Genomic DNA, 25,947 nt, shown 5'->3' with positions numbered 1-25,947 from the left:
ACATATCAATCATTATAACATGTAAACGTATAAATTTTTCTGTAAAAATTTGAACAGATTTTGAAACTGTTATGATACGATAATGTTATATGACCCAGACATCATTACTATTTTTATAGAACGAGTACAAAATTATAATCCGTTTGTAATATACCAAAACATGCGGTAATTCGCAAGGAATGGACATTTTTCTTACGTTAGAAGGACGGGATTCTTAATGAAAAAACAGAACTCACTCACAGGCTTTTTACTCGTTGGATTGGGTTTGTACTTTTTGATTCGTCAATTCAATATTCCCTTTTTGAGCCAATTCTACTCATGGCCTACACTGCTCATCATTGTAGGTGTAGCTTTTTTGTTACATAGCTATCTTACGAAAGATTATGCAAATATATTTACAGGAGCTCTGCTTTTAGGTTTTGGGATTCATTTTCACGGCCTGAATCATTTTCCTTTTTGGATTGACCACTGGAGTGTATACCTCCTTATTATAGGCATCGCTATTCTATTACGATATCAGAAGACAAAGTCGGGGTTGATTCCTGCTCTTATCTTAGTAGGACTCGGTTTATTTGCATTACTTGTACCGACTACACCTTCTTGGTTCACGTCAATCCAAATGATTTTTCAGTGGATCGAAAGGTTCTGGCCTGTCGTACTGATCCTATTCGGCTTTTACATGCTTAAAAAAAATTAACAGGCAGCAAAAAACCCGCTATGTGTCATAGCGGGTTTTACTATTATAAAATGGAGCTCAAGAAGGCCTGTGTTCTTTCTTCCTTTGGATTTTCGAAGATGTCCTTAGGTGCTCCCGTTTCGACAATTTTTCCGTCATGCATATAGACGACACGGTCTGCCACTTCGCGAGCAAAGCCCATTTCGTGAGTGACGACAACCATTGTCATCCCTTCTCGAGCGAGGTCTTTCATCGTTTGAAGCACTTCGCCGACAAGCTCAGGGTCAAGAGCAGAAGTCGGTTCATCAAATAACATGATTTCAGGTTTCATAGCCAACGCTCGCGCAATCGCAACACGCTGCTTCTGACCTCCGGACAATCGAGATGGATAATCATCCGCTTTTTCCCCGAGGCCAACTTTTTCAAGCAGCTGTTTTCCATCTTTTTTCGCCTGAGCTTTAGAAATACCCTTGACCTGAGTCGGAGCTTCCATAACATTTCCTAGTACTGTTTTATGGGGAAATAAATTAAAGTGCTGAAACACCATCCCTACTTTTTGACGGTAATCATTCAGGTTATCTTTTTTTGGGTCGACTTGCTTGCCTTTAATATAAATATCTCCACTGTTTTTCATTTCTAAGAAATTGAGACAGCGAAGCATCGTACTTTTACCAGAACCACTGGCTCCGATCAGGACGACAACTTCATTCTCATCGACGCTAAAGTCGATATCTTTCAGTACGTGTAGATCACCAAAATATTTATTTAACTTATTGACTTGGATCATATTTTTACTCAATCTCGATTTCCTCCTCTAGTTAGTCACTCACTGCCATTTTCTTCTCAACCATGCTCACTACAAGCGTTAGCAAGAATACGAGGATGAGGTAATACACAGCACTCACAAGCAACCAGGTCATATAGTCGAACGTGTTCGCCCCTTGTGTCGTGGCGACAGCGAAAATCTCTGAGACGCCGATAAACGCAGCTAGAGATGAATCTTTCAGACCAATGATAAACTGATTACCTAAAGGAGGCAATGCTCTGCGAAAAGCTTGGGGCAAAATGATACGGCGCATCGTGAGGGATCGGCTCATTCCCAGTGAACGACCAGCCTCGGTTTGTCCTTTTCCGATCGATTGAATCGATCCTCTGAATATTTCTGCAATATAAGCTCCGTTGTGGAAGGCAAGTCCTAACGAAACAGACCAGAAACCGCTGATCATCCACACGTTCGTCAAACCATAGTAAAACACGAAGATTTGTACAATAAGTGGAGTACCGCGCACAATGTAAATATACGTGTTAGCGATCCATTCTAAAATTTTGATATTGGATATTTTTAATAAGGCAAAAAATAAACCGATAAAGATTGCGATAAAAATAGAAACAGCGGTCAGCGCCAAGGTCATCTGGGCAGCTTCAATAAAGATTCCACGGCTATTTACAAGCGCTTCCCAGAATCCTATAAAATTCAAATACATGATTTCAACTCCTCATTAATGGCAAAAAGAGTACGCGGGATGCGCACTCTTTTTGACTTCAAGTCTGATGTTACTCTGGCTTCGTTGTAATATCTTCACCAAAGTATTCTTTACTAATTTCAGCAAGTGTTCCATCTTCACGAAGTTTATCTAGAGCTGCATTGATATCTTCTAAAAGTTTGTCGTTACCTTTAGCAACCGCAACCGCTTGTTCGCTGCGCTCAATCATTTTTTTAGCTTCAATTTCAAGGCCTTGCCCCTTAGCTTCTTTACCTGTCAAAAAGTCAGTGATTACGGCATCATGACGGCCTTTGGCAAGAGATTGCAAAGCAACGACGTCACTGTCATATGTTTTAATATTGTCTGTAACCTCTTCAGCGAATTTACTATAAGTTGACCCCTTGGAAACGGCAATTTCCTTACCTTCAAGGTCTTCTAGAGCTTCAATGTCACTATCGGGTCTAGTGAAGATTTGAGCTCCTGAATAGTAATATGGAGTTGAGAAATCTACTTCCTTCGCACGTTCTTCTGTAATCGTGTGGCTGGCTACAGCAGCATCAAAACGACCGGTTTTAACGCCTTCTACAATAGAAGCAAACTTCTGTTTCTTCTGAACTGGTTCTAAGCCTAATTCTTCAGCAACTGCATTGGCAACATCGATATCGAAGCCTGTCATTTCTCCACTTGCATTCGTCATGCTGAACGGTTTGAATTCACCAGAAGCAGCAAAAGTGAATTTCCCATCTTCAACTAAATCGTATTCAGAACCGGATTCATCTGAACCTTCTGATGTATTTTCACTATCGTTTGTATCACCCGACGTGTTCTCACCTTCATCACTGCTGCCACAGGCGGCAAGCGTGAAGATCATTAGAAAACTTAGAGTGATCATGAATAACCATTTTCTCATAAAGTCCAAATCCTTCCCTTCATCAAATTGTTACATTGCCGTAATAAACGTCACACTCTTAATTATATCGATTGTTCAAAGTTTTCCCAAAATTTAAAACGTACTGAATATATCTAAATACATTTAAAACATTGGGTTTGTCCAGTATTATGCCCAAAATCCTTATAAATGCACGTATATCCTTCAAAATGGTTCAAATAGTCCATACATGCAAACCCTTCTATAACCATAGGAAACTAAAAAAACCACTTCTTAGTTAAGAAGTGGTTTCATTTTATAGATTCAAGTGAGATAGCATGGTTCTCCATGCCACATCTTTCCCCTCTCCTGTTTCCGAAGAAAAAGGAATGAGGGTATCTTCGTCTTCCATCTCAAGTACCTCTTGAATCAATTTCAGCTGTTTTTGACGCTGACCTTTTTTGATTTTATCCAGCTTTGTCGCGATCACCATTACCGGAAGACCAAAATGTTTTAAGAAGTCGTACATCAATTGATCATCTTCAGTAGGCTTATGGCGGATATCGATGATGAGAGCAGTTGCACGCAACTGCTCTCGCTCAGAGAAATATTCCTCCATCATTTGGCCCCACTTTTCACGTTCCTTTTTGGAAACTTTAGCATAGCCATATCCAGGAACGTCTACAAAATGGAATTGATCGTTAATGATATAAAAATTCAATGTCTGGGTCTTCCCTGGTTTTGAAGATGTACGTGCAAGGTTTTTACGTTGAATCATCTTATTAATGAATGATGATTTTCCAACGTTTGATCTTCCAGCTAGAGCAATCTCAGGGATAGGAGCTTTCGGATATTGTTTTTTACTGACTGCACTAATGACAATGTCAGCTGTATTAACTTTCATGTTTTTCCTCCACTAACGCATGTTTGAGAACTTCATCCAAATGCTTGACCGGAACAAAGGTAAGCCCTTTCCTTACGCTATCTGGAATATCCTCTAGATCTTTTTCATTGTCTGCTGGAATGATGATTTTGGACAATCCTGCTCTATGGGCACTTAACGATTTCTCTTTCAGCCCACCAATTGGCAGCACACGGCCCCTCAAGGTGATTTCTCCAGTCATGCCGACTTCTTTTCTTACAGAGCGACCTGTTAAAGCAGACACGAGTGCTGTAGCCATCGTGATTCCGGCAGATGGTCCATCTTTAGGTGTAGCCCCTTCAGGAACGTGGATGTGAATATCGTTCTTTTCTACAAAATCAGCATCAATGTGAAGCTCTTTCGCTCTGGATCTTATATAACTGAAAGCCGCTTGAGCGGATTCTTTCATGACGTCTCCAAGTTTTCCGGTCAGCGTCAAGTTGCCTTTCCCAGGATAGATGGACACTTCAATGGATAACGTATCTCCACCTGCTGTCGTGTAAGCTAGCCCGGTGGCTGCTCCCACCTGGTCTTCCAGTTCTGCTTGCCCATAGCGGAATTTCGGGCGTCCTAACAGCTCTTCCAGCTGTTTCTCTGTAACGATAACTCTCTGCTTCTCACCCGCTACGATAATCTTCGCTGCTTTACGGCAAAGGCTGGCTAGCTCACGCTCTAACCCACGCACCCCTGCTTCTCTTGTGTATCTGCGAATCAGTTTCAGCAGAGCCTCGTCACGAATTTGAAGCTGGCCTTTTTTCAAGCCATTTTGCTTCACTTGTTTTGGAAGCAAGTGTTCTTTTGCGATGTGCAGCTTCTCTACTTCTGTGTAACCTGCAATCGTGATGACTTCCATACGGTCTCTTAAAGGCCCAGGAATAGATGCCATATTATTCGCAGTAGCTACAAACATCACTTTCGAAAGATCATAGTGTTCTTCGATAAAGTGATCACTGAATGTTCCGTTCTGTTCAGGATCGAGCACTTCCAGCATTGCAGAAGATGGATCACCTCTAAAGTCACTTGCCATCTTATCGATCTCATCCAATAAAAACACAGGATTGATCGTTTCTGCACGTTTCATTCCTTGAATAATTCGCCCAGGCATTGCGCCGATATACGTTCTTCTATGCCCTCGGATCTCAGCCTCATCACGGACTCCGCCAAGAGAAATCCTTACAAACTTACGATTAATCGCTCGTGCTATAGATTTAGCGAGTGAAGTTTTCCCGACTCCAGGAGGACCAACTAGACATAGGATCGGTCCTTTGATCGTCTGCGTCAACTTCTGGACAGCTAAGTATTCGAGCACGCGTTCCTTCACTTTTTCTAAACCATAGTGGTCTTCATCAAGGATTTTTTCAGCGTGTTTCACATCGAGATTATCCTCTGTTTCACTTGCCCATGGCAATGACACTAGCCACTCAAGATAATTCCTTATTACTGAACTTTCAGCTGAGCTCTGAGGAACTTTCTCATACCTGCCCAGTTCTTTCAAAGCAACTTTCTCTACGCGTTCGGGCATTTCCGACTGTTCAATTTTCTCTTTAAGTTGGGCGACTTCGCCAGATTTGCCGTCTTTGTCTCCAAGCTCACTTTGAATGGCTTTCATTTGCTCACGCAAGTAATATTCCTTTTGGGTCTTCTCCATTGATTTTTTGACACGCTGTCCAATTTTCTGTTCGATCTGTAGGACTTCACGCTCGTTTCCAATCAATTCAATCAACTTTTGAAGGCGTTTTTTCACATTTTCTGTTTCAAGAATTTTCTGCTTGTCCTTTAATTTCACAGGCAGATGAGAGGTGACCATATCAGCCAGATGACTTGGATCATCGATATCAGAGACAGTGTTGTAAGTCTCCTGACTAACCTTTTTTGAGACTTTGACATACTGCTCGAATTGATTCATCAACGTCCGCATGAGAGCTTCTTCTTCATTCTTGTCTTCATGCTCGTCTTCAAGCTTAAATATGTTCGCCTGGTAAAACTCATCCCCTTCGTTCAATTGATCTATAGTGGCACGATAAAGGCCCTCTACCAATACGCGGTTCGTGCCATTTGGAAGTTTGACCATCTGTTTCACTCTTGCTACTGTGCCGACCGTGTACATATCTTCGGAAGATGGATCATCAATATTTACTTCTTTTTGTGAAACTAAGAAGATTTCATTATCGTCCATCATCGCTTGCTCGAGAGCATTGACGGATTTTTCACGACCAACATCAAGGTGCAGAACCATCGATGGGTACACTAACAATCCTCTTAGAGGAAGGAGGGGGATTTGATTTCTTTGTTTCTCTGTCATTACATGCACCTCCGTATAATGCAAATACGTATTCTAATCATATATAAATCCTATTGTAAAGTAAACGAATCAACATGCCTGAAGCGCAATGCGGAAACCCCTTCACACGAAAGCGTCAAGGGGCCTTATTTCAAATGATATCCATATTATGAGCATGAACAGACACTTTCATCCTCAATTCACAGACCAAAAAAGCAGACAGAAACAGACTTTATGTACCTATTCCCTTAGTTATAAAGACTTACTCTTCAAGAATATTGAAGCCGCGCTACAGTTGGATGCAGCGCGGCTTAGTAATAATCATGAAGGACCCTAAAGTTAATTATGCACTCTCTTTAGGAGATTCTTTATTCTCATCTTCAACCGTTCCATCTGTCAAAATAAGTTTAGGACGACCATTTTCAGCAACTACCGTATCTTTCGTAATGATGCATTTCTCAATGTCATCACGGGACGGAAGTTCATACATTACATCTAACATAATGCCTTCGATGATTGAACGAAGTCCACGGGCACCTGTTTTACGTTCAATCGCTAAACGTGCAATTTCACGCAGGGCTTCTTCTTCAATCTCAAGTTCGACATGGTCGATTTGGAAGAGTTTTTGATACTGCTTCACAAGGGCATTTTTAGGTTTGGTCAAGATTTCTACAAGCGCATCTTCATCCAGCTGCTCCAGACTTCCAATAACCGGTAGACGACCGATGAATTCCGGAATTAAGCCATAGCTGAGCAAGTCTTCTGGAAGTACTTTAGTAAGCAATTCTTTCTTCTCGGATTCGTTTGAGCTCTGTTCTGAACCGAAGCCGATGACTTTCTTACCTAAACGGCGTTTAATAATTTGGTCGATTCCGTCAAACGCACCACCCACAATGAACAACACATTTGTTGTATCAATTTGGATGAATTCTTGATGAGGATGCTTACGTCCGCCTTGTGGAGGCACACTTGCTTGCGTTCCTTCAAGAATTTTCAGCAAGGCTTGCTGTACACCTTCACCAGATACATCACGCGTAATGGAAGGGTTTTCTGATTTACGTGCCACTTTATCGATCTCATCGATATAGATGATTCCTTTTTCTGCTTTCTCCACATCATAATCAGCAGCCTGGATCAATTTAAGGAGGATGTTTTCAACGTCCTCACCCACATATCCGGCTTCTGTAAGAGATGTTGCATCAGCAATGGCAAATGGAACATTCAAGATACGAGCTAACGTTTGGGCAAGTAGGGTTTTACCGCTACCTGTAGGCCCTAACATTAGGATGTTACTTTTAGACAGCTCTACATCATCATTTTTTACGCCCGCATTGATACGTTTGTAGTGGTTATAAACGGCTACAGATAAGTTTTTCTTTGCCTGATCCTGCCCGATCACGTAGTCGTTAAGAATTTCGCGGATTTCCTGAGGTTTTGGTACCTCTTTGAATTCCACTTCTTCTTCGTTTCCTAGCTCTTCCTCTACAATTTCCGTGCATAATTCAATACATTCATCACAAATATATACGCCAGGTCCTGCGACAAGCTTACGAACTTGATCCTGACTTTTACCGCAGAAAGAACATTTCAGTTGTCCTTTTTCATCGTTAAATTTAAACATACGTTTCACCCCTTAATAAAATGACGCAATAGTTGCGACTGAATTTTTAAGATTCGTCTTAAACGATTCAGTTCTTTTGCCCATCATACCAAATAAACTCCAAACAAAAAAGCAATACCTATCAGAGGTGTGCGAGACTCTATTGCATCACCCTCATTATGTAGATATGTCAGTGATAAGTCAAACAAATCAAACCTCTATTATTATATGTAAAACGATGGTTGTATCATTCATGGTGTCCACGAACGATCTGGGTTATTCAAGTCTAAGTAAGAAAATATATGAGAAGACAAGGTGTAGAAATTACACCTTGTCTTCTTAAACTATTATTCAGCTGCTTTGCTGTTTGCAACAAGAACGTCGATTGCTTTGCGGACTTTAAGATCTTCTTTGATCATATCTGTGTTTCCGCCTAGCATTTGCGTCAATTGCGCTACATCTGTTTGATACATGGAAGCCATGTTCTCAAGTTCAGCGTTCACATCTTCATCAGAAACTTCTACATTTTCTGCTTCGGAAATTGCTTCTAGAGTCAAGTTTGTCTTCACGCGCTTCGCAGCATCTTCTTTCATTTGCTCGCGAAGGGCATCTTCATCTTGACCAGTAAACTGGAAGTACATGTCTTTCGTCATTCCCTGCATTTGAAGACGCTGTTCGAATTCTTGAACCATACGATCAAGCTCTGTTTGAGTCATTGCTTCAGGAATTTCCACTTCTGCGTTTTCAGAAGCTTGTTGTACTAATGAATCACGCTTGTGGTTGTCAGCTTCTGTCTTCTTCTGCTCTTCAAGACGCTCACGAGTTTTCTTCGTTAGTTCGTCAAGAGATTCGACATCTTCATCGACATCTTTCGCGAATTCGTCGTCTAGTTCAGGAAGTTCTTTTCCTTTCACTTCATGAATTTTAACTTTGAAAGTCGCTTCTTTACCAGCAAGATCTTCTGCGTGGTACTCTTCAGGGAAAGTGACCGTTACATCAACTTCTTCTCCTGCTTTTTTACCAACTAACTGCTCTTCAAAGCCTGGGATGAATGAACCAGAACCTACTTCTAGAGAGTAGTTATCTGCTTGTCCACCTTCAAATGCTTCTCCGTCTACAAAGCCTTCGAAGTCCATAACGACTGTATCGCCGTCTTCTACTTCGCCTTCTTCTTTAACGACAAGCTCTGCTTGCTTTTCTTGCATTTGTTTCAGTTCATTTTGAACATCTTCATCAGTAACTTCTGTGCTAAGTTCTTCTACTTCAAGGCCTTTGTACTCTCCAAGCTTCACTTCAGGTTTAACGGTAACTTCTGCCGTGAATACAAGGTCTTTGCCTTTTTCGATTTCTTTTACATCCACTTCTGGACGATCAACTGGCTCGATGCCTGTTTCTTCTACAGCTTCTGTATAAGCTTGAGGAAGAATGATATCAAGCGCATCCTGGTATAGAGACTCTACACCAAAGCGGCTTTCGAATAGTTTACGAGGTACTTTACCCTTACGGAAACCTGGTACTTGTACCTGCTTTACAACTTTTTGAAAGGCTTGATCAAGTGCTTTGTCGAACTCACTTGCAGGTACTTCTACAGTTAATGTACCCTGATTGCCTTCTTGCTTTTCCCATTTTGCTGACATAAAAAATTCCCTCCAACATCTATTCTTTCAATTTCGTCAGTGACGATTGTTCGTTGATTCTATGACTCTTTCTACATACGAATCTCATTTGCAACCATTATATTATAACATAATCATACGGGCTTTCAAGAATTGTCCTCATGTGTTCTGGAATTTCACGAGGATTCGCCAACAATCAGCAAATAATGCTGTTCACAAAGCTCGATTTCTTCCTTATAAGTCTGCACTTGCTCATTCTCTTCGTCTGAATGGTAGGGAAGCTGCAAATACTCGTGACCGAGCTGCTTCAACGCTTCTACAATAGCTGGAACTTCTTGTTCGTCTGGATAAATAGGGTAGCGCACATAACAGTAGTGGGAAAGGAACTTATTGAGCATGTCGTACATTGTCGGATTGCTCTGTTCAATGCCGCTTAGCCTCATTTGTATTTGCTTCAGAATATAATCAGACTGCAGCGGGTTTAAATCTAAAGGATTAACTTCCATTTGTTGTCCGAATTTCTGAATGGAAAGCGACTGATCCACTCGACTATCTCTGAACCATTCAATAATAGCTGTTTTAATAATTGGATGCGTCGTTTTGTTTTGAAGCACAGCTGTAAACGTATCGATATAAGACTGCGCCCGTTGCTTTTTCAACTGTTCAAGGAGCACCCACTGCTTACGCACATCATCTTTCTCCAGAGCTTCCAAGAAATCACTATGTAACTCTTTCCCTTTTTCTTTATGGTAATCCTCTAATAACTTACGGCTGACTTCGTACATTTGCCAGAGCTGTGTACGGGTTTGATGAGGAATCTCTTCTTCTTCAAAAACTTCGTCAAGCAAATCTACGATGTCCTGATAACGGTTGGATTGAAAAAGGATGGTTATGTATATATGTAAGTAGTGATAGTACTGATCCATATTCTCTTTCATTTGTTTTTGACACAATTCTTCTGCCTCATCAAAGTTACCCAATTCAATCCAGCTCATTAAAATTCCTGTGACGACATCATTTGATGCTACGCCATAATCTAATAAAGGTTGTAAAGCTTCTAAAGCCTCCTCATACCTTTTCTCTTTGAGCGCTTGAAGGCCTGCACTTTCAAGCCTCGACTTCCACTTGGGGAACATTACAATGTTTCCATCATTTTTTTCCATAAGCCACCCTTCCCTAATCGTATCATTCCTTTTTCCCTATTCTTTCCTTTATCCATTAAAAACAAACACGTTCTTAAATGAGTTTATTACGTAATCATAAAGGAGATGCTCTCGAAAAACAATGGAATCACCTCATTGTTTTTTCAGTCAAAAACCCCCATCCCTCAACATCATCCTCCCCTCTGCCTTATATATTATTCGAACATAATATACATAGCCTTCTATAAAACAGGAAGTTTGACTCATGTGAAAATATTTTTTTTTGCTAGAATAAGTAAATGTGATTTAAATTTTAGAACAAGAAAAAACAGTAAGGAGATGTGAGGGTTGTCACTGCTTGATGATCAAACATTACTTGAGACGTATCTGGAGTCACTGAAGCTGCAATTAGACGATGAATTTGTCCATTTAGTATCAAAGGAAATAGACAAAAGAGAAATTAAGATCCCTGCACAATAACTGCTTACACACACGATTGACATCATTGCATTGCTGAAGACGGCAATGTTTTTTAGATATAGCAAAGAAAAAGGCGGACAATCCTACTGGAATGTCCGCCTTTTTTAGAAGGAAAGGGACCCTTACTTATGAAGATTGCTGATTCTGTTGACCAGACATCTTCGCAAGTCCCGGTAAAACGTTCTGCAGCTGACCGCCTTGACCTGTCATCATACTATAAGTTGCTGCTCCAATACCAATGGAGGCTACGATCGGTAACCATTGAATATTTCTATTCTTCATCGGACTTCACTCCTCGCATTGATTGCCGTTAAGGCTTTATTATATTGTGAAAAGTCCGTCCTTCCTATGCTTGAGAAGTTCTTCCTTAAGTCTACACTTTTTTCCTTTTGAATCCTCTGTATAAAATAATGACTGGCCAAAATGTCAAAAACAGCAACAACTGATACATATAGATTGATCTTTCTTCTTTCAATACAGGCTCTGGCTCTCTTGTCAGTGCACATAAAGCAAGGCCGATAAGAAAATAAATGAACACAAGCATCTTTACCACTCCTCTGCTCTATCGTATGAGTAAGGACATGGAGTGGTTTTTCCAACTACTCTTTTACTATCTCTTATCCGAGTTTCTTCATTATAATAATGTAATTTTCTGTCGAAAAAATGCCAGAACATTTTTAAGCGTAGTGCCCACCAATTTTTTTGCTTCTCTCGATCGTAATACCGCCGCTTGTGTAGCTGCTCGCCCTTAAGACAGCTGTTGAACCATACTTCTCTCGAATCATATCCATGGCTTCTGCCAGATCTTTTTTCTTCGGTTGATTATCAAACAGACTTAGCTGCACGTCAAATTCATCACCAAGATTCGTCAAAGCCACCGAAGCCCTCCTGATTTTGCTGGTGCCGTCATAAAACCGGTGAAACAGCTTCAAACAAACTGCATACATATCCATTGTAATATTTGTCGGAACCTGAACAGACATAGACCTGCTGAAACCACCACCCGTTTCACTTGAATACCCGATGCCAAGATGAACCGTACGTCCTTCTTTCCCGTCGATCCTCGCTCTCCTGCATGCCTCTTCACACAGATCCAGCAGACATGCATAGATTTCCTCTGTATCATAATCCCGCAACAAAGTAATGCCGTGTCCATAAGACTTTTGCTCCGTCTTTACGAAGTTTCCATAAACCGGACTTAAATCAATTCCCCATGCATGCCAGTAAAGCTGTTCACCCATAATTCCATAGTTCTTCTTTAAGTATTTCATTGGATGATTAGCCAGGTGACCAAGAGTAAGAATCCCCATCCGGTTCAAGTTCCTCGTCATCCTTGATCCGATTCCCCAAATGTCATAAATATCACAAGGCCATAGCTTCTCTGCGACATCTTCGTAACGACATTCCGCAATTCCGTCTTCCGCTTTTTTGGCATGGATATCCATGACCACCTTCGCGAGAAATTTATTATCACCGATTCCAATGACGCACTCAATTCCAAACTGTTCTCTAATTTCTGATTGAATCATTTTGGCTATGTCATAAGGGGATCCGTATAGTCTCTCGAGCCCATTGATTGTCACCCAGAGTTCATCAACAGAATAAACGTGAATCGCTTCCTGTGGCACATAATTTCTTATCATTTTAGTGATTTCTACAGATACTTCTAAATAGTCTCCCATATGAGCAGGTGCGATAACCAGATTCGGATCGTCCGGTAACTCAAAGAAACGACTGACGTTGCTGATTCCATGTTTCTTTTTCAGCATCGGAGAAGCCGCCAGAACAATACTCCCTTTTCGTCTTGTATCTCCGACTACCGCTAAGAGCGCGGTCTTAGGATCCAGCCCCCTTTTCATACATTCAACACTTGCGTAAAAACTACGCATATCAATGCATAATACATCGTTTCGCGGATATCCTGAGTAATCCACTTTCAACACCTCAATAATACGAACGTTTGTTCTGTTATTATACCCAGATTCTCCAATGATGTATACATGAAATTTTTAGAAGAAGCACTTTGAACCCTATTTCTTCCTGGGTTTTTTGAACCAAAAAAAAGATCTCACTCTGCAATATGAGTGAGATCATCAAGGTTTATTCCTCAATAGAGAGAATAAAGGGTTCCTACAAAAGGCTTACTCTACTTTATCACACTTAAGCATTAAAGTTAATGCCCCTTTCTAATTTTTCTGAAAAAATCCGACTTGGAATAGTAGTAAAATTTACTCTGTAGTTTCTCAAAAGGATCCATTTCGTTTTATAAATAATAGATCATTTAGAAGAGATAAGTGCGAAAAACGATTCCGTTGCTTCATTCAGAAAAAGGTGGAGTAAAAATAAAAATCCAAAATAAAAACACCCGTTAAGGTGTTATGTATGATTCATTCAAAAGTAAAGGCAGAGCTGTTCCGCAGTCTCTACATTCCAATAAAACGTCTATATTTATATGGTTGATAAATGTTATTCGCCTAGGACTCATTTTCTTGCCACAACACTTACATTCATAATGATCCGTTTTTTCAATAACTTTCAAATATCCATCTACACTTACTTTCACTGCTTCCTCTTTCACCTCTCTAAAAACGTTCCTTCGACATATTATATCACTCCTTGCGTATTTTCCCAATAATTATTCTCTAGTAGAGGAAGGATTCCATCATGGAATGATTTATGAGGAGACCACGCATAATATACCCAAAATGAAACCAAGCTGATGACATATAGATTTTTATACAGGAGGGAATGGATGATGCCATTCACCGAAATCAAACCATCGATGCCGCTCTATTACACAACAAGCGGATCGGGATTCCCGGTTATTTTTATACATCCCCCTCATATGGGGCATCACGTCTTTAAATATCAACACGAAGTACTATCTAAACATTATCAAATCATCACATATGACCTCAGGGGGCATGGAGATAGCGGAAACACAGATGACCATTCGACCATCCAAACGCACTCCAAAGATTTAGCTCTTTTTCTAGACAATATAGAAATCAAAGAGGCCATCATTGTTGGCTATTCGGCAGGCGGATCAATTGCTCAAGATTTCGCTATCAAATACCCTTCTAAAGTCAAAGCCCTCGTCCTTGCTGGAGGATTTTCAGAAGTAAGTACCGTCTTGTTACGAACACAATTCCATTTAGGTATGAACCTTGTACAGAATGGCAAAAGCCAGCTTTTAAGCAAGCTTTTAGCGAAGACCCATAAGATTACCTTAGAAGATCAAAAATTGGTATACCAGGATTGTATCAAAGCTGATCCGCAAACGGCCTATCAGTTTTATGAGAGCAGCATGGAATATAAATGTACAGATTACTTAAACACAATTCATTGCCCTGTGCTATTATTGTACGGCCAGTTCAGCCATATACGTTCATATGAAAAACTATACGAACAACACCTCCCCCTAATGAAAAGCGTACTAATAAGCAAAGCTCTGCATCAGCTGCCTATCAGAAAATATTTCTCCTTTAATCACGCTTTGTTGAATTTCTTAAAAGATATTTGAACCCGTGACAAAAAACGGAAAAGGTTCGGAAAGTTACCAGATTAAAGATGTGAAAATGATCAAAACTAATGGAGTGATTCCGAAAAGGGAATCTCCACTAATCACAAGTGAAAAGGGGTAATGAATATGAACGGTAATCGAGGCCGCGGAACTTCAATGTTAATAGCTGGAGCAGTAGGTGCAGCTGCGATGTGGGGCGTCACACGAATGAACCGTAATGGTGGCGGGTTCCGTCAAATGGCTCGTCGTGCTCGTAATAGTCAACCAATGGAGAACATGCGTGATGCTATGCCTAATATGGGCAATAATAATTTGTAAGAACCTTCTCCGAAAAGGGACTTTGGACAAGAGAGACCTCAAAGCAGGATAGGTTATAACAAAAGCTGAAACCTTTACATAGGTTTCAGCTTTTATCGGTTTAGAGTCTTCGTATAGTTTGTAAAAATTACATCGATTACCTCTTTTCCATTGGAAGCAAACTACTTTATAAAGGAATGTAAAGGAGGATTGTAGTCCAATGAAAAAAAGAAAAGCTCAAAGAAACGCCGCATTGACCAATAACAATACACCTAAAGAAAGCTTACCTGAAGAAACAGAAAAGTTGCACCGTACAAATGAAAACCGTCCAAAAGAAGGACCTGGTGCCAATATTGATATCACTTAACAATAAAAAGAGGAGAGTCCGTGCTGTTTACTATACGGGTTCTCCTCTTCCCTATCAGCTTCTATTAAGTTAAGGGCTTAATCTCTGACACCTACTTCTATACTTCTTGATCCTTTAACACGCGCCTTAATATTTTTCCAGCACCCGTTTGGGGTAGCTCTTCACGAAATTCCACCTGTGCCGGTACCTTGTAACGAGCCATATTTTCTTTAGCCCACTCTCTTAACTCACTTTCATCCATTGAGTGCCCCTCTTTAAGGATAACGAATGCTTTCACAACTTCTCCTTTGCTTTCATCAGGAACACCAATGACAGCAGACTGAGCTATAGCTGAATGTTCTTTAAGTAAAGCTTCGACATCTTCTGGAAAAATACTAAAACCTGAAGATTTAATCATTTCTTTTATCCGGCCTTGAAAGTATAAATATCCATCTTCATCATAGTAGCCGATGTCCCCTGTATGAAGCCATCCATTATAGAGAGTTTCAGATGTAGCTTCTGGACGGCCCCAATACCCTTTAAAAACTCCAGGACTTTGAATGACGATTTCACCAGAATCTCCAGTCAGCTGCACTTCCCCAGTTGCTGGATCGTGAATTTCAATAAAGGTCTCTGGAATAGGAATACCGACCGAACCGAATTTAACGTTATTCTGCGGCATGTACGTATCTACGGTGTGCGTCTCACTTAACCCATACGAAGCCTCAAACAGCGCACACTGAGGAGCAATATTCCGCCATCTTTGTGCTAAGTTGTTTGTTACCGGCATGCCAAAACTTGTGCATAAATTTAAACGGAGATGAACTAATTTTGTATCTTCTGCAATTGATAATAAAGCTTCGTTCATTGGCGCAATACTATACCATATGCTCACCTCGTACTCATATAGAGCTCTTAAAACTTCTGGAGGATCAAATCTGGCGAACAACACACAAGGAGATCCCGTATAAGCTGGAATATTAACTCCCATCACCATCCCCGCAATGTGACAAAGTGGCATTACGGCAAGCCAAGTTTCCTGCTCGCTTACATCGTTTGCTTTAACGGCTGCTGCTGTTTTGTATAAAGCATTTTTATAGGAAAGCATCGCCGCTTTTGGACGCCCAGTGGTACCGGAAGTAAAAGCGAGAAGCGCCGTGTCTTCCATATCCACCTCTTCTGGTTCCGTTAAAGGTACAGCATTTTTTGAGATCTCGGACCAACGTTTTTCATTCTTCTTGAGTTGGATAGAGGAAACATTGAGGTCCTCAGGAATCTTCCAGCTAGAATGCTCTGGAAAATAATCATCATAACGAACGACAATGATCTGATGCAGTTGTTCTTGTACTTTACGAGCTTCAGGAAGAAGTTCACCTCCTGTGAAAAGCCCCTTCATTTCTACCTCACTAAGTAAATGATCCAATTCACTGGCTTTGTACATCGGATTCAACGGACAAACAATGCCCCCAATATATTGAATAGCATAGTGAGCGATGATATACTGCGGACTGTTTTGCATAAACAATCCAATCCGATCTCCTTTTTCAAAACCTGCCTGAACTAAATAGCCAGCAAAACTCTGAACCTGTTCCAGCAATTCTTTCCACGTCAGCGTCCTGCCGTAGTAGATGTAGGCTGTATCCATAGGACGTTCTTCAGCATGTTGCTGTAAGAACTTAAATAAAGGTTTCTTTAGACTATTGTACAGTTTCTCTCCTGTTCGAGTGTCCGTACGATTGTTCAAATGAGCCCCTCCTTAATGAGACATTGGCCAATCAGCCAGACGTCTTTTACTTTTTACTGGTCCAGAAGCATATGCCGACTCTAAGAAACGGATTAAAAATGAGCGAGTCTGACTTGGTTCAATGATCTCCTGTATTAAAAAATTACCTGCAGCCTTATGGGGAGAACTGTCAAAATTCCATTGCTCCAGGTATTTCGCCCGCTCTTTGTGCGGGTCTTCCGAATTTCTGATGTACTTGCCGTATACCACATTCACGCCTACTTCAGGGCCTGTAAAATTAATTTCAGCATGCGGCCAAGCGGCAACTACATCCGCTCCCATCCCTGGCCCGCACATGTTTCCATAAGCGGCGCCGATACTTTTCCGAATAACGATTGAATACTTAGGAACGGTCGATTTAGCTATAGCTGTATTCCAATTCATAATTTTTGAAGGCATCTTCTGCTTTTCAGCACGACTGCTGATCCGAAAACCCGGCGTGTCGTGAAGAAATACAAGCGGGATATGGTACGAATCACAGAGACAAATAAAGTCCACAGCTTTATCACATTCCTCTGGACCCGGAGCACCTGCCATATGAAGCGGCTGATTTGCTACAATCCCCATAACACGTCCGTTCAAACGGGCAATACCAGTAATTAAAGCTTTTCCATAAAACGAGCGGAAGTTCATGAAAGAACCTTCATCAAACAGTGCCTTAATTAGGAATTGTATATCATACGGCTGTCTTAAATTCGCGGGTACAATTTCTTCAACATTTATGTGGTCAAAAGAAGAGATGTTCACAAGCTCCTTAGTGTCTGGTTGTTCGTCGGAAGAAGAAGGCATATAACTGAAAAAACGGCGCAATGCTTCGATTGCTTCTTGTTCGTTTTCAGCGATGTGATCAATTTGCCCAGTATGGACCGCATGCATTTCCGGTCCCCCAAGTTCTTCCGCAGTCAAATGTTCTCCACTAGCCATTTCAAGCATCCTTGGTCCTGCCACCGCCATCCCTGTGCCTCGTACTTGAGTAACAAAATCCGACGTAACCGCCATCCATGTAGGGCCACCGTAACTCTCCCCAAGAATAGCTGTCATGATCGGGCTTTCACGCGAATGATCCAATAAGCAGGAAGGAAACAGTTTATCACTAATCCCGTCAGAGCCCATTCCGTCCGGCATCCTCAATCCTCCACCTTCGCATAAATTAAAGAGAGGGAGTTTTCTTTTTTTTGCATAAGAATGAAAGAATTCACTTTTACGTAAGTGCACCTCCCCTTCCGTTCCTGACAAAACACTGACATCCATCGCCTGAACGACAGCCTCTCTTCCATCTACTCGAATAATTCCACCGATCAATCCATCAGCCGGTGTGCGCTCTTCCATACCAGGAACCGATGAATGAGCAGATGTGCCTAACTCCCAAAAGGAACCTTCATCAGCAAGCAGCTCAATTCTTTCTCTTGCATTGTATGTCATTCTTTCTTTTTGCTTATGAGAAGCCTCTTTCACTTGATTGTTTTTATTAATCATAACTTCCTCCTTTAGATACTAACCAGTCGGTATGTAGAATCTAAAAAAATATAGCTGAATTCAGCTGATTATAGTATAATTTAACTTTTCTGAAAATTCAATATCTATAAAGACAAGATGAGTAATGGATTAGCTTTATCACTCGTTTAATTTTTCTATGACTTTAAAATTGTTCTCCACAACAATTTTCTACAAAGAACGACGCCGCCCCAGTCCATTGCTATTTTCTATCATATATTAATTATGTATAAAACTATAATTGATAGGAGGTTTCTTTGATGAAACTTTATTTAGACCCAGGGCATGGGGGATCAGATCCAGGCGCCAGTGGGAACGGCTTGCTGGAAAAAGATATAAACTTAGATATTGCGTTAAGAATCCGCTCCAACTTACTAGATGGTTATGAAAATGTTGAAGTTTTAATGAGTCGTACAGAGGATAGCACGAAAAGTTTGACCGAGCGAACAGATGAAGCTAATGTCTGGGGAGCTGATTATTATTTATCCATTCATTGCAATGCCTTTAATGGGACAGCCCAAGGATATGAGGATTTTATTCATGATCGCTTATCTGACTCTTCCATTACTGCTCAATATCAGGATATTATTCATCCAGAAGTAATGAAAGTAAATGAGTTAGTTGACCGTGGACAAAAAAAAGCAAACTTCCATGTATTACGTGAATCGAATATGCCAGCCCTTTTAACCGAAAATGGATTTATTGACAATGCAGAAGATGCTGCATTAATAAAACAGGCTGCATGGCGTGAAAAAGTTGCTCAAGGTCATGTGAATGGATTAGCAAAAGCATTTAATCTTCAAAAGAAAACAGACAATACTGTAACAATCTATAAGGTAATTGCTGGATCGTTCAGATCAAGAAAAAGTGCAGAGAAACGAGTAGCCTACCTTGATTCAGAAGGCATTGAAGCGTTTGTTAGTCCGATTATTTTATCTGGAAAACAATGGTATCGCGTGCAAACTGGAGCCTTTTCACTATTGGAAAATGCAGAAGCACGTTTAGAGGAAGTAAAACGAGCAGGAATCGAAGATGCTTACATTACTACAGAACAAGTTAAAATAGAGCAAACAGGCTATCCTATTTTAGGTAAGACACAACTATCCCCAGAACTAATGAATCAATTTGTGAAAAACATAAATCCTGATGCAATCGAGTTAGGGATGTATTACCTCATTTACGGCCAGTATTATGGGATCAGAGGGGACATAGCTTTTGCGCAGTCTATGCATGAAACGGACTACCTTCGATTTACAGGAGTCGTTCAACCTGAGCAAAACAATTTTTGCGGGCTAGGTGCTACTGGACCAGATAATCCAGGGGCTAGTTTCGAATCTCCAGAAGAAGGAGTTCTTGCCCATATCCAACATTTATATGCATACGCTTCATCCGAACCATTACCATCTGAATATCCATTAGTCGATCCTCGATTCAACCTTGTAGAAAGAGGTTCCGCTACAACATGGGAAGCATTAAACGGAAAATGGGCTGTACCTGGCGATAATTATGGTCAATCCATTCTACAAATCTATGAACAAATGTTAGAGACTTCCATACTGGAATTAGAGAGCACCCTGCAAGAACTAAAGGCTAATTAAATTTTGATTTGTACTCGTAGAAGCACCAAAAATGAGACAACTTAAAACATACATCCCATTAAGGTACAAAAAAAATTATATCACTCACTATTTCTGCTCCAAACGGGTATTCACATGATGAGGACCCCTTAGTATGGCTAAAGAATAAAAAGCTGGACCCTTGTTTTACAAGAGATCCAGTCTTTTATTCTTTAGCGTCCCAGGCAGGATTCGAACCTGCGACCCACAGCTTAGAAGGCTGTTGGAGTCCAAATGCCCCCCACTAATAGAGTAGAGTTAAATCCCATGAGATCAATCTTTTTAAGGATAGAATACTTTTTCATGAAATTAAATTGGGGCAATAATAATAAGATTCTGCCCCATTAAGCTTACCAATTCGAGTAAGCTTGTTTTTGATGTATTATAAGAAAAATGTAGTCTGGTAACAAGAACAGCATAAAATCAAGGTAGAAGAAAGACTTACCATGTTTCATCAGTTCTTTTGTTATTTGTGGAAAAAGAACTTTTAAAGGAAGATACTGAACTCAAACATTAATGGAGTGAACCACCAAAATGCTGCTCTTTTATTGAAAAAAACACCTCCAGCTCAACGCTGGAGGTTCTCAATATAATGTTAGGTTATAGGAAGACTTAGACTAAATAAGTAAAGGACACCAACTTGAACAGTAAATACTGAAAGAATGATAACTGTAGTGTGGTATTTCTTGAGTTCTAGATAAGCTTATTTTTCATAAAATAAATTGCTGTTATTATATTCTCTAACTTATTAAGATTGAACTCTACTTTAAGATAAGTAGTACATAACTGTAGTTTCCACTTAAAAAAGGAAATGTGGATTATGGAGGATAACCTTGATAGAGGCACAACATACTAAACGAAAATCCTCTCAAGAGTTCTAAGAACTTTTGAGAGGATTTTAGATTTAGCATAGACTTTTAGAATCACTATTAAATTATTTTCCAACTTTTTTATGAAGATTTTTAGAAACTATAGCATCATGCCGCCCATGCTTCCTCAAAGTTTATAGCGCGTTAAATTACCTACCTTCCCTAGGGAGAGAAAATGTTATATTTATTAAATTCAGGAAGAGGCCAAAAAAGGGGCATTATCACAAGTATGACCCGAAGGGGAAACCGCTTTGATAATGCCGTTTACAGAACTAAACTGCCATACTCGAATGGAATATATATCAATGGCAGCCTAGAATGTTTTTTTAGTCTTATTTAACTGTTTCAACCCATTTCAGGATGGGGATTTTTCATATTCTATGGCAATCATGCTCCAGTACTCGAGGTAAGGGACAGTCAAGAATAACATCCCAGCCTTTTGTTCAAATTCTACAGATGTGGGTATACCTTGAGCATTATCTGGAGAAGCCATCCATATACTTTTTACTCTTCTGGATTCTTGCAAAGTGATAGACAACGGGCCTGTTTTGGAAGGAGGTGACTGTGTCCCATCAGAATCACGCCATTCCATATGAGCTGCGTCCATGTAGTTGAGCAGATGTATCATTTTTTTATTTTCAGTTTTTTTTGCAAAGGTGTAAACAGTCCCTTTTTTTGGTTTATCAGAAAATGTTACATTCTCTGATGAAAGGTTTGCTTCTGCTGGGGATAGTTCATCCCCGCGTAAAAGGTTTTGATACCCTACCAGAAAATCATAATAATGAACAAGTTTTTTTCGTAATTTCTGCGACATAGAGAGATTCTCATTAGGAAAAAATTCTTTAGCAAGCATATGTTCTCCAAGCTCTATGTGGGCCCCGCCATGAGCAAAGATTAGAGCATCTGTATAAAGAATTCCCGGTATATTAAAGAATCCTTTTTGATCGGCTTTATCATAATTCATATATGCAGCTAGGACGGTGTTTTTTCTGTAATCGATTCTGTTGGCCACCAGGATGTTTTTTAACTGAGCATAGGTGGTGATAGGGTCCCATACTTCTGTATAAAGAAAAGGAACTCCTGACGGAGCAATTTGCTGCTGGCCGTATTGATTGACAGCATTCATTACAAACGTGTGATTAGGGAATCTTTCTTTAACAGACTGTAAGAAATTTTTAAACCCCTCTGTCATATTTATTGGTTGTCCATATCCATTGAAGACATTCCCTCGATCTCCTAATTGATCAAGATGCCAGCCATCAAACCTTAATTCATCGAACACGGTTTGCTGGTTGTAAAAAATATAATCCTGCCATTCTTTATTTCCAGGGTCTGTTAAGAATATATCGCTTTTCCAGTCATCAGGAAGCGGATGAGTATCAATGGATTGCTGATGTTTATCCTTGAACACATACCATGAAGGTAGCACACCGTCTGCTTCTGCTTCTTTTAAACTTCCATACAATAAATTATAACTCATTGCTTTCATTCCATTTTTATGAGCAAGCTCAATATAGTTTTCTATTGTAGAAAGGGAAACAGGCTTATTTGCAATGTTTGCCCAGCTAGTTAAGATACGTCCATCCTGTTTTTTTAATGGAAGATGGTGCTCATCATGCCAATCGTAAAACTGAAGAGCATTAATATGATATCGATTCAACTTTTTGATTATGGTTTTTTGGTCCTGTTTTTTCATTTCAGAGAATTTTGAAAGAAACCCGTACCTTGGGAAAGCTGTCCAATTGGATGAGACGTCTACAGCAATAGTAGAAGCTTGCTTCTGATTATTTAAGGAAATTGCGACTAAATAGCCTTGATGATCCCGTGAAGGAGGTAACCATTCCCATTCAAAGCTTTTTCCATTAATGGACAAGGTCTGTTCATCAAATTTCATTCCCCGATGGTAATAGGAAACCTGAATAAAACCTTCTGTATAGGAGGTATTGAGTTCGCCCTTAAATTGTACCTTCTCTCCAGGATTATAGGCGGCCTTGTCTTTGGTAATAGAGCTAATGGAAATATGAGGCCCAGGCTCGTTTTGGTCCGAGCGAAGAGAAAAAATAATGAGCAAAATGAGCATTACTCCAATTCCACTTATTAAAAACAACCATTTCATCTTCATAACGAATCACCTATAGAGGGGCTGACGAAAAAGCGCCAGCCCTCTCCCCATATTATTTTCGTTTATTACCTTTAAATAAAATCTTAACCTTGTGTTTTTCATCTGCTGGAACGTTGACATAAAGAGAATCATTTTCTTCATCATAGAAGTATGATTCCTGATTAGATTTTACTTCTTCTACTGAACTTACTCGGTTATATTTTGTGCGGGCTGCCTGGACTTTCTTTGGAGCAACTTCGCCATTCAATTTAAGTGTATAGGACTCTAATTCGGTATTGTATCCTGTTGCTTGTTTCTTCGTTTTGAATTCAATGTGATTCTTTTTACGTTGAATCACTAAGTCTGTGATGTTGTACTCACCGTCTTTATAGTCTAGGGTAGCACCATCGTCTTCATAGAAAGAGTAGGTTGCTTTTTCATCAAGATAGGTGTCGAGTACCAAGTTCTCTAATGTTTTTTCACCCGTGTATTGTTGGACCTCACGTGTAGGAATCATAGAATCTTTTTTCACGTAAATCGGAAGGTGATCAAGCTGTGCATTCGTGTGGATGGTTTGACCGCCTTCATATTCTTTGCCTGTCCAGTAATCAACCCATGTTTCTCCTTCAGGAAGATACACATCACGTTCTGTCTGTCCTTGTTTAACAACTGGTGCAAGCATCATAGATGAACCGAACATGAATTGGTCACTAATATTTTGCGTTTTTTCATCTTCTTGGAACTGATAAACAAGTGGCTGTTGTACGGGTGTTCCATTTTCAGAAGCATCAATGAACGTATTGTAAAGATAAGGCATTAGCTTGTAACGCATTTCAACATACTTCTTACTAATGTCTTCCACTTCTTGACCAAAGGCCCATGGCTCTTGTGCCTGTTTATCTCCTTCAGCTTTTTTGTCACTATCATAATGGATACGAGAGAATGGAAGGAAAGCGCCTACTTCAATCCACCGTGCGAACATTTCTGCATCCGGGCGTCCTGCGAAACCGCCGATATCATTTCCGACAAAAGGTACACCTGAAAGACCAATGTTTGTGTTCATTGGAATTGACATTTGTAAGTGATCCCATTCACTGACATTGTCCCCAGTCCAAAGGGCAGCGTAACGTTGAGATCCTGCATACATATCACGAGTTAACACGAAAGGACGCGTATTTGGCTTATACTTTTCGAAAGCCTTATATGTAGCTTCCGCTTCGTCATGGCCGTATAAATTATGGTATTCAGCATGGGTGCGTTTGTTTTCGCCCTCTCCAAAGGTTACATCTAGTGGCATAGTATGGTAGGGACCATCAAAAACGGCTGGTTCATTCATATCGTTCCAAATGCCGTCTATACCTTTATCAAACAGGATATTGTGTTTGTTTGCCCACCATTCACGAACTTCTGGTTTAGAGAAGTCTGGGAACATGGAGTCTCCAGGCCATACTTTACCTACAAAATTTGTACCATCCGGATTTTTAGCCCAGAAGTCATTGTCTGTCCCTTCATCGTACATAAAGTAGCCAGGATCCTTTTTAACAGCGGGGTCGTTGATTGTAATTTTATGGAAATTCATATCATCAAGTTTTTGATGAAGGGCTTCCTTGCCGAATTTATCAGACCATGTGAAGACGCGGTATTCGTCCATATAATCAATGTCAAAGTGCATAGTGTCAATGGGAATATCTTTCTCACGGTACGTCTCAGCTACACGTTCAATATCCTCTGCAGAATATTCCCACTTAGATTGATGAAGGCCCAGTGTCCATTTGGCTGGTTTGTCCATCTTACCCGTCAAATTAGTATAACTGTCAAGCACATCTTCAATTTCTGGTCCATACATAAAGTAATAATTTAATTTTCCATCATCTGCATAGAAGTAGTAATAATCATCACTTTCGCTTGCCATTTCAAAATAGGAACGATTTGTGTTATCAAAGAAAATACCGTAGGCTTTTTCATTTTTTAAACCGATGAAGAAAGGGATAGATGTATATAAATATTTTGTATCAGGCTGGTAACCATAAGCATCTGTGTTAAACATACCGATACTTTCCCCCCGTTGATTTACCTCAAGTCCTCCCTGTTCGCCAAAGCCATAGAAAGCTTCATTTTCATTGGTTTTCTTGTAAACATAAGGCTTCTCGCCATCATAGCCTGAACCATTCTTCATGTAGTCCTCGTTGATTACATTTCCTTTTTTATCAAGGAACTTAATACCAAATGGTTCTTTTTTAATTTTGACCGTGATTTCATTAGTAGTTAGTGTGATTTCTCCATTTTGTTCTTTGACATCAAAGGATGGTGTGTCCCATTCCTTTTTCACAATAGCTTCAGAAAAGTATTCTTCTTCGCCATCATTCAGTATGGAAATTTTCGCCATATCTTCAGAAAATAGTCGAATAAGCGCTGTTTGGTCTGAGGAGAGATCGAGTTTTACACCATTTTCCAGCTGTTGAACACCTTCAACTTGCAATTGTTTTTTGACAGCTTCTTGGTTTAGCTCTTTGTCTGGATGGGGTTGAGTTACAGCTAATACATTAGGTGCCTGTGCGGCGAATATGCTCGCAGCTATAGCTGTGGTAGCAACTAAGCGAGAAATATTTTTTGATTGATTGTGCATATTTATTCTTCACCTCGAATTAATATTTACAGCAACCGGTTGCGCAAATTCACTATACACCTATGTGAAAAATTTGACAATAGAGGTGTGGTATCGATTCCACTGGTGACTTATATACTATTAAGGTTATTGTAATAAATATGTAATCGCTTTTAGAAACAAATGTAAAGGTTTGCAAAAAAAGTGAAAATTGCAACAAATGGACCATAGATTTGACATTCTT

At 40.0% G+C, this 25,947-nt stretch carries 21 protein-coding genes; 6 read left to right on the top strand and 15 right to left on the bottom strand.

The genetic code is table 11. The annotated features are described in order from the left end of the window. Nucleotides 1-217: 217 nt before the first annotated feature. On the top strand, nucleotides 218-697 hold the full coding sequence (locus HM131_RS08675) for a LiaI-LiaF-like domain-containing protein (protein WP_085029383.1): 480 nt from the start codon (nucleotides 218-220) through the stop codon (nucleotides 695-697). 43 nt (nucleotides 698-740) lie between these two features. On the opposite strand, the gene HM131_RS08670 is transcribed toward HM131_RS08675, so the two are convergent. The 8 genes from HM131_RS08670 to HM131_RS08635 all read right to left on the bottom strand — a co-directional run bounded on the left by HM131_RS08670 (nucleotide 741) and on the right by HM131_RS08635 (nucleotide 10,610). Then, on the bottom strand, nucleotides 741-1,463 hold the full coding sequence (locus HM131_RS08670; protein WP_085031887.1) for an amino acid ABC transporter ATP-binding protein: 723 nt from the start codon (nucleotides 1,461-1,463) through the stop codon (nucleotides 741-743). Between the two features lie 31 nt (nucleotides 1,464-1,494). Further along, entirely contained in the window at nucleotides 1,495-2,160 is a 666-nt protein-coding gene (locus HM131_RS08665; protein ID WP_085029382.1) for an amino acid ABC transporter permease, read from the bottom strand. A gap of 70 nt (nucleotides 2,161-2,230) precedes the next feature. Then, nucleotides 2,231-3,070 (bottom strand): transporter substrate-binding domain-containing protein, encoded by an 840-nt coding sequence (locus HM131_RS08660; protein WP_085029381.1) that lies wholly within the window; start codon nucleotides 3,068-3,070, stop codon nucleotides 2,231-2,233. A 274-nt stretch (nucleotides 3,071-3,344) separates the two neighbouring features. After that, a complete protein-coding gene (gene yihA / locus HM131_RS08655; RefSeq protein ID WP_085029380.1) occupies nucleotides 3,345-3,932 on the bottom strand; it encodes a ribosome biogenesis GTP-binding protein YihA/YsxC in 588 nt (195 codons plus the stop codon). Next, complete coding sequence (lon, locus tag HM131_RS08650; RefSeq protein WP_085029379.1) at nucleotides 3,922-6,252, bottom strand: endopeptidase La; 2,331 nt, start codon at nucleotides 6,250-6,252, stop codon at nucleotides 3,922-3,924. Before lon ends, yihA begins: the two co-directional genes overlap by 11 nt. Before the next feature lie 322 nt (nucleotides 6,253-6,574). After that, a complete protein-coding gene (gene clpX, locus HM131_RS08645; RefSeq protein WP_085029378.1) occupies nucleotides 6,575-7,852 on the bottom strand; it encodes an ATP-dependent protease ATP-binding subunit ClpX in 1,278 nt (425 codons plus the stop codon). A gap of 326 nt (nucleotides 7,853-8,178) precedes the next feature. Next, nucleotides 8,179-9,468 (bottom strand): trigger factor, encoded by a 1,290-nt coding sequence (tig, locus tag HM131_RS08640; RefSeq protein WP_085029377.1) that lies wholly within the window; start codon nucleotides 9,466-9,468, stop codon nucleotides 8,179-8,181. Between the two features lie 155 nt (nucleotides 9,469-9,623). Continuing rightward, the gene (locus HM131_RS08635; protein WP_085029376.1) at nucleotides 9,624-10,610 is read right to left on the bottom strand and encodes a tetratricopeptide repeat protein; all 987 of its coding nucleotides are present in this window, start codon (nucleotides 10,608-10,610) and stop codon (nucleotides 9,624-9,626) included. 327 nt (nucleotides 10,611-10,937) lie between these two features. On the opposite strand from HM131_RS08635, the gene sda reads away from it, so the two are divergent. Next, entirely contained in the window at nucleotides 10,938-11,069 is a 132-nt protein-coding gene (gene sda, locus HM131_RS08630; RefSeq protein ID WP_085029375.1) for a sporulation histidine kinase inhibitor Sda, read from the top strand. Between the two features lie 126 nt (nucleotides 11,070-11,195). Here the strand turns inward: sda and HM131_RS20905 are convergent, their stop codons facing one another. The 3 genes from HM131_RS20905 to HM131_RS08625 form a co-directional block, all read right to left on the bottom strand. Continuing rightward, nucleotides 11,196-11,351, bottom strand: coding sequence for a hypothetical protein (locus tag HM131_RS20905; protein WP_198162748.1), 156 nt, complete (start codon nucleotides 11,349-11,351; stop codon nucleotides 11,196-11,198). A 91-nt stretch (nucleotides 11,352-11,442) separates the two neighbouring features. Further along, nucleotides 11,443-11,613 carry a hypothetical protein gene (locus HM131_RS20640; protein ID WP_157130787.1) on the bottom strand — a complete coding sequence of 57 codons (171 nt, stop codon included), beginning with the start codon at nucleotides 11,611-11,613 and terminating at the stop codon, nucleotides 11,443-11,445. Nucleotides 11,614-11,746: 133 nt separating this feature from the next. Next, nucleotides 11,747-13,003, bottom strand: coding sequence for a DNA polymerase IV (locus HM131_RS08625; protein WP_085029374.1), 1,257 nt, complete (start codon nucleotides 13,001-13,003; stop codon nucleotides 11,747-11,749). Nucleotides 13,004-13,821: 818 nt separating this feature from the next. Between HM131_RS08625 and HM131_RS08620 the strand changes: the two genes are divergently transcribed. The 3 genes from HM131_RS08620 to HM131_RS20635 all read left to right on the top strand — a co-directional run bounded on the left by HM131_RS08620 (nucleotide 13,822) and on the right by HM131_RS20635 (nucleotide 15,256). Then, entirely contained in the window at nucleotides 13,822-14,592 is a 771-nt protein-coding gene (locus tag HM131_RS08620; protein WP_198162747.1) for an alpha/beta fold hydrolase, read from the top strand. A 126-nt stretch (nucleotides 14,593-14,718) separates the two neighbouring features. Next, nucleotides 14,719-14,910: a hypothetical protein gene (locus HM131_RS08615; protein ID WP_085029372.1), complete on the top strand. Its 192-nt coding sequence runs from the start codon at nucleotides 14,719-14,721 to the stop codon at nucleotides 14,908-14,910. 199 nt (nucleotides 14,911-15,109) lie between these two features. Next, nucleotides 15,110-15,256, top strand: a complete 147-nt coding sequence (locus HM131_RS20635) for a hypothetical protein (RefSeq protein ID WP_157130786.1) — start codon at nucleotides 15,110-15,112, stop codon at nucleotides 15,254-15,256. A gap of 97 nt (nucleotides 15,257-15,353) precedes the next feature. On the opposite strand, the gene HM131_RS08610 is transcribed toward HM131_RS20635, so the two are convergent. Both HM131_RS08610 and HM131_RS08605 read right to left on the bottom strand, forming a co-directional pair. Then, nucleotides 15,354-16,979, bottom strand: coding sequence for a class I adenylate-forming enzyme family protein (locus HM131_RS08610; RefSeq protein WP_232324902.1), 1,626 nt, complete (start codon nucleotides 16,977-16,979; stop codon nucleotides 15,354-15,356). A 12-nt stretch (nucleotides 16,980-16,991) separates the two neighbouring features. After that, on the bottom strand, nucleotides 16,992-18,494 hold the full coding sequence (locus HM131_RS08605; protein WP_085029371.1) for an acyl-CoA carboxylase subunit beta: 1,503 nt from the start codon (nucleotides 18,492-18,494) through the stop codon (nucleotides 16,992-16,994). A 278-nt stretch (nucleotides 18,495-18,772) separates the two neighbouring features. On the opposite strand from HM131_RS08605, the gene HM131_RS08600 reads away from it, so the two are divergent. Further along, entirely contained in the window at nucleotides 18,773-20,110 is a 1,338-nt protein-coding gene (locus HM131_RS08600) for an N-acetylmuramoyl-L-alanine amidase (RefSeq protein ID WP_085029370.1), read from the top strand. 1,242 nt (nucleotides 20,111-21,352) lie between these two features. On the opposite strand, the gene HM131_RS08595 is transcribed toward HM131_RS08600, so the two are convergent. Both HM131_RS08595 and HM131_RS08590 read right to left on the bottom strand, forming a co-directional pair. After that, nucleotides 21,353-23,119 carry a glycoside hydrolase family 66 protein gene (locus tag HM131_RS08595; RefSeq protein WP_085029369.1) on the bottom strand — a complete coding sequence of 589 codons (1,767 nt, stop codon included), beginning with the start codon at nucleotides 23,117-23,119 and terminating at the stop codon, nucleotides 21,353-21,355. Between the two features lie 52 nt (nucleotides 23,120-23,171). Then, entirely contained in the window at nucleotides 23,172-25,724 is a 2,553-nt protein-coding gene (locus tag HM131_RS08590) for a glycoside hydrolase family 31 protein (protein ID WP_085029368.1), read from the bottom strand. Nucleotides 25,725-25,947 lie beyond the last annotated feature (223 nt).

The sequence above is a fragment of the Halobacillus mangrovi genome, from assembly GCF_002097535.1.
Taxonomy (GTDB): Bacteria; Bacillota; Bacilli; order Bacillales; family Halobacillaceae; genus Halobacillus; species Halobacillus mangrovi_A.
Note: the sequence above shows the minus strand (reverse complement) of the source record. Positions and strands in the feature narration are given on the sequence as shown.

Coding starts and splice junctions, on each gene's coding strand:
- HM131_RS08675 (WP_085029383.1), top strand. CDS start 218: ATGAAAAAACAGAACTCACTCACAGGCTTTTTACTCGTTGGATTGGGT.
- HM131_RS08670 (WP_085031887.1), bottom strand. CDS start 1,463: ATGATCCAAGTCAATAAGTTAAATAAATATTTTGGTGATCTACACGTA.
- HM131_RS08665 (WP_085029382.1), bottom strand. CDS start 2,160: ATGTATTTGAATTTTATAGGATTCTGGGAAGCGCTTGTAAATAGCCGT.
- HM131_RS08660 (WP_085029381.1), bottom strand. CDS start 3,070: ATGAGAAAATGGTTATTCATGATCACTCTAAGTTTTCTAATGATCTTC.
- yihA (WP_085029380.1), bottom strand. CDS start 3,932: ATGAAAGTTAATACAGCTGACATTGTCATTAGTGCAGTCAGTAAAAAA.
- lon (WP_085029379.1), bottom strand. CDS start 6,252: ATGACAGAGAAACAAAGAAATCAAATCCCCCTCCTTCCTCTAAGAGGA.
- clpX (WP_085029378.1), bottom strand. CDS start 7,852: ATGTTTAAATTTAACGATGAAAAAGGACAACTGAAATGTTCTTTCTGC.
- tig (WP_085029377.1), bottom strand. CDS start 9,468: ATGTCAGCAAAATGGGAAAAGCAAGAAGGCAATCAGGGTACATTAACT.
- HM131_RS08635 (WP_085029376.1), bottom strand. CDS start 10,610: ATGGAAAAAAATGATGGAAACATTGTAATGTTCCCCAAGTGGAAGTCG.
- HM131_RS20905 (WP_198162748.1), bottom strand. CDS start 11,351: ATGAAGAATAGAAATATTCAATGGTTACCGATCGTAGCCTCCATTGGT.
- HM131_RS20640 (WP_157130787.1), bottom strand. CDS start 11,613: ATGCTTGTGTTCATTTATTTTCTTATCGGCCTTGCTTTATGTGCACTG.
- HM131_RS08620 (WP_198162747.1), top strand. CDS start 13,822: ATGATGCCATTCACCGAAATCAAACCATCGATGCCGCTCTATTACACA.
- HM131_RS08615 (WP_085029372.1), top strand. CDS start 14,719: ATGAACGGTAATCGAGGCCGCGGAACTTCAATGTTAATAGCTGGAGCA.
- HM131_RS20635 (WP_157130786.1), top strand. CDS start 15,110: ATGAAAAAAAGAAAAGCTCAAAGAAACGCCGCATTGACCAATAACAAT.
- HM131_RS08605 (WP_085029371.1), bottom strand. CDS start 18,494: ATGATTAATAAAAACAATCAAGTGAAAGAGGCTTCTCATAAGCAAAAA.
- HM131_RS08600 (WP_085029370.1), top strand. CDS start 18,773: ATGAAACTTTATTTAGACCCAGGGCATGGGGGATCAGATCCAGGCGCC.
- HM131_RS08595 (WP_085029369.1), bottom strand. CDS start 23,119: ATGAAGATGAAATGGTTGTTTTTAATAAGTGGAATTGGAGTAATGCTC.
- HM131_RS08590 (WP_085029368.1), bottom strand. CDS start 25,724: ATGCACAATCAATCAAAAAATATTTCTCGCTTAGTTGCTACCACAGCT.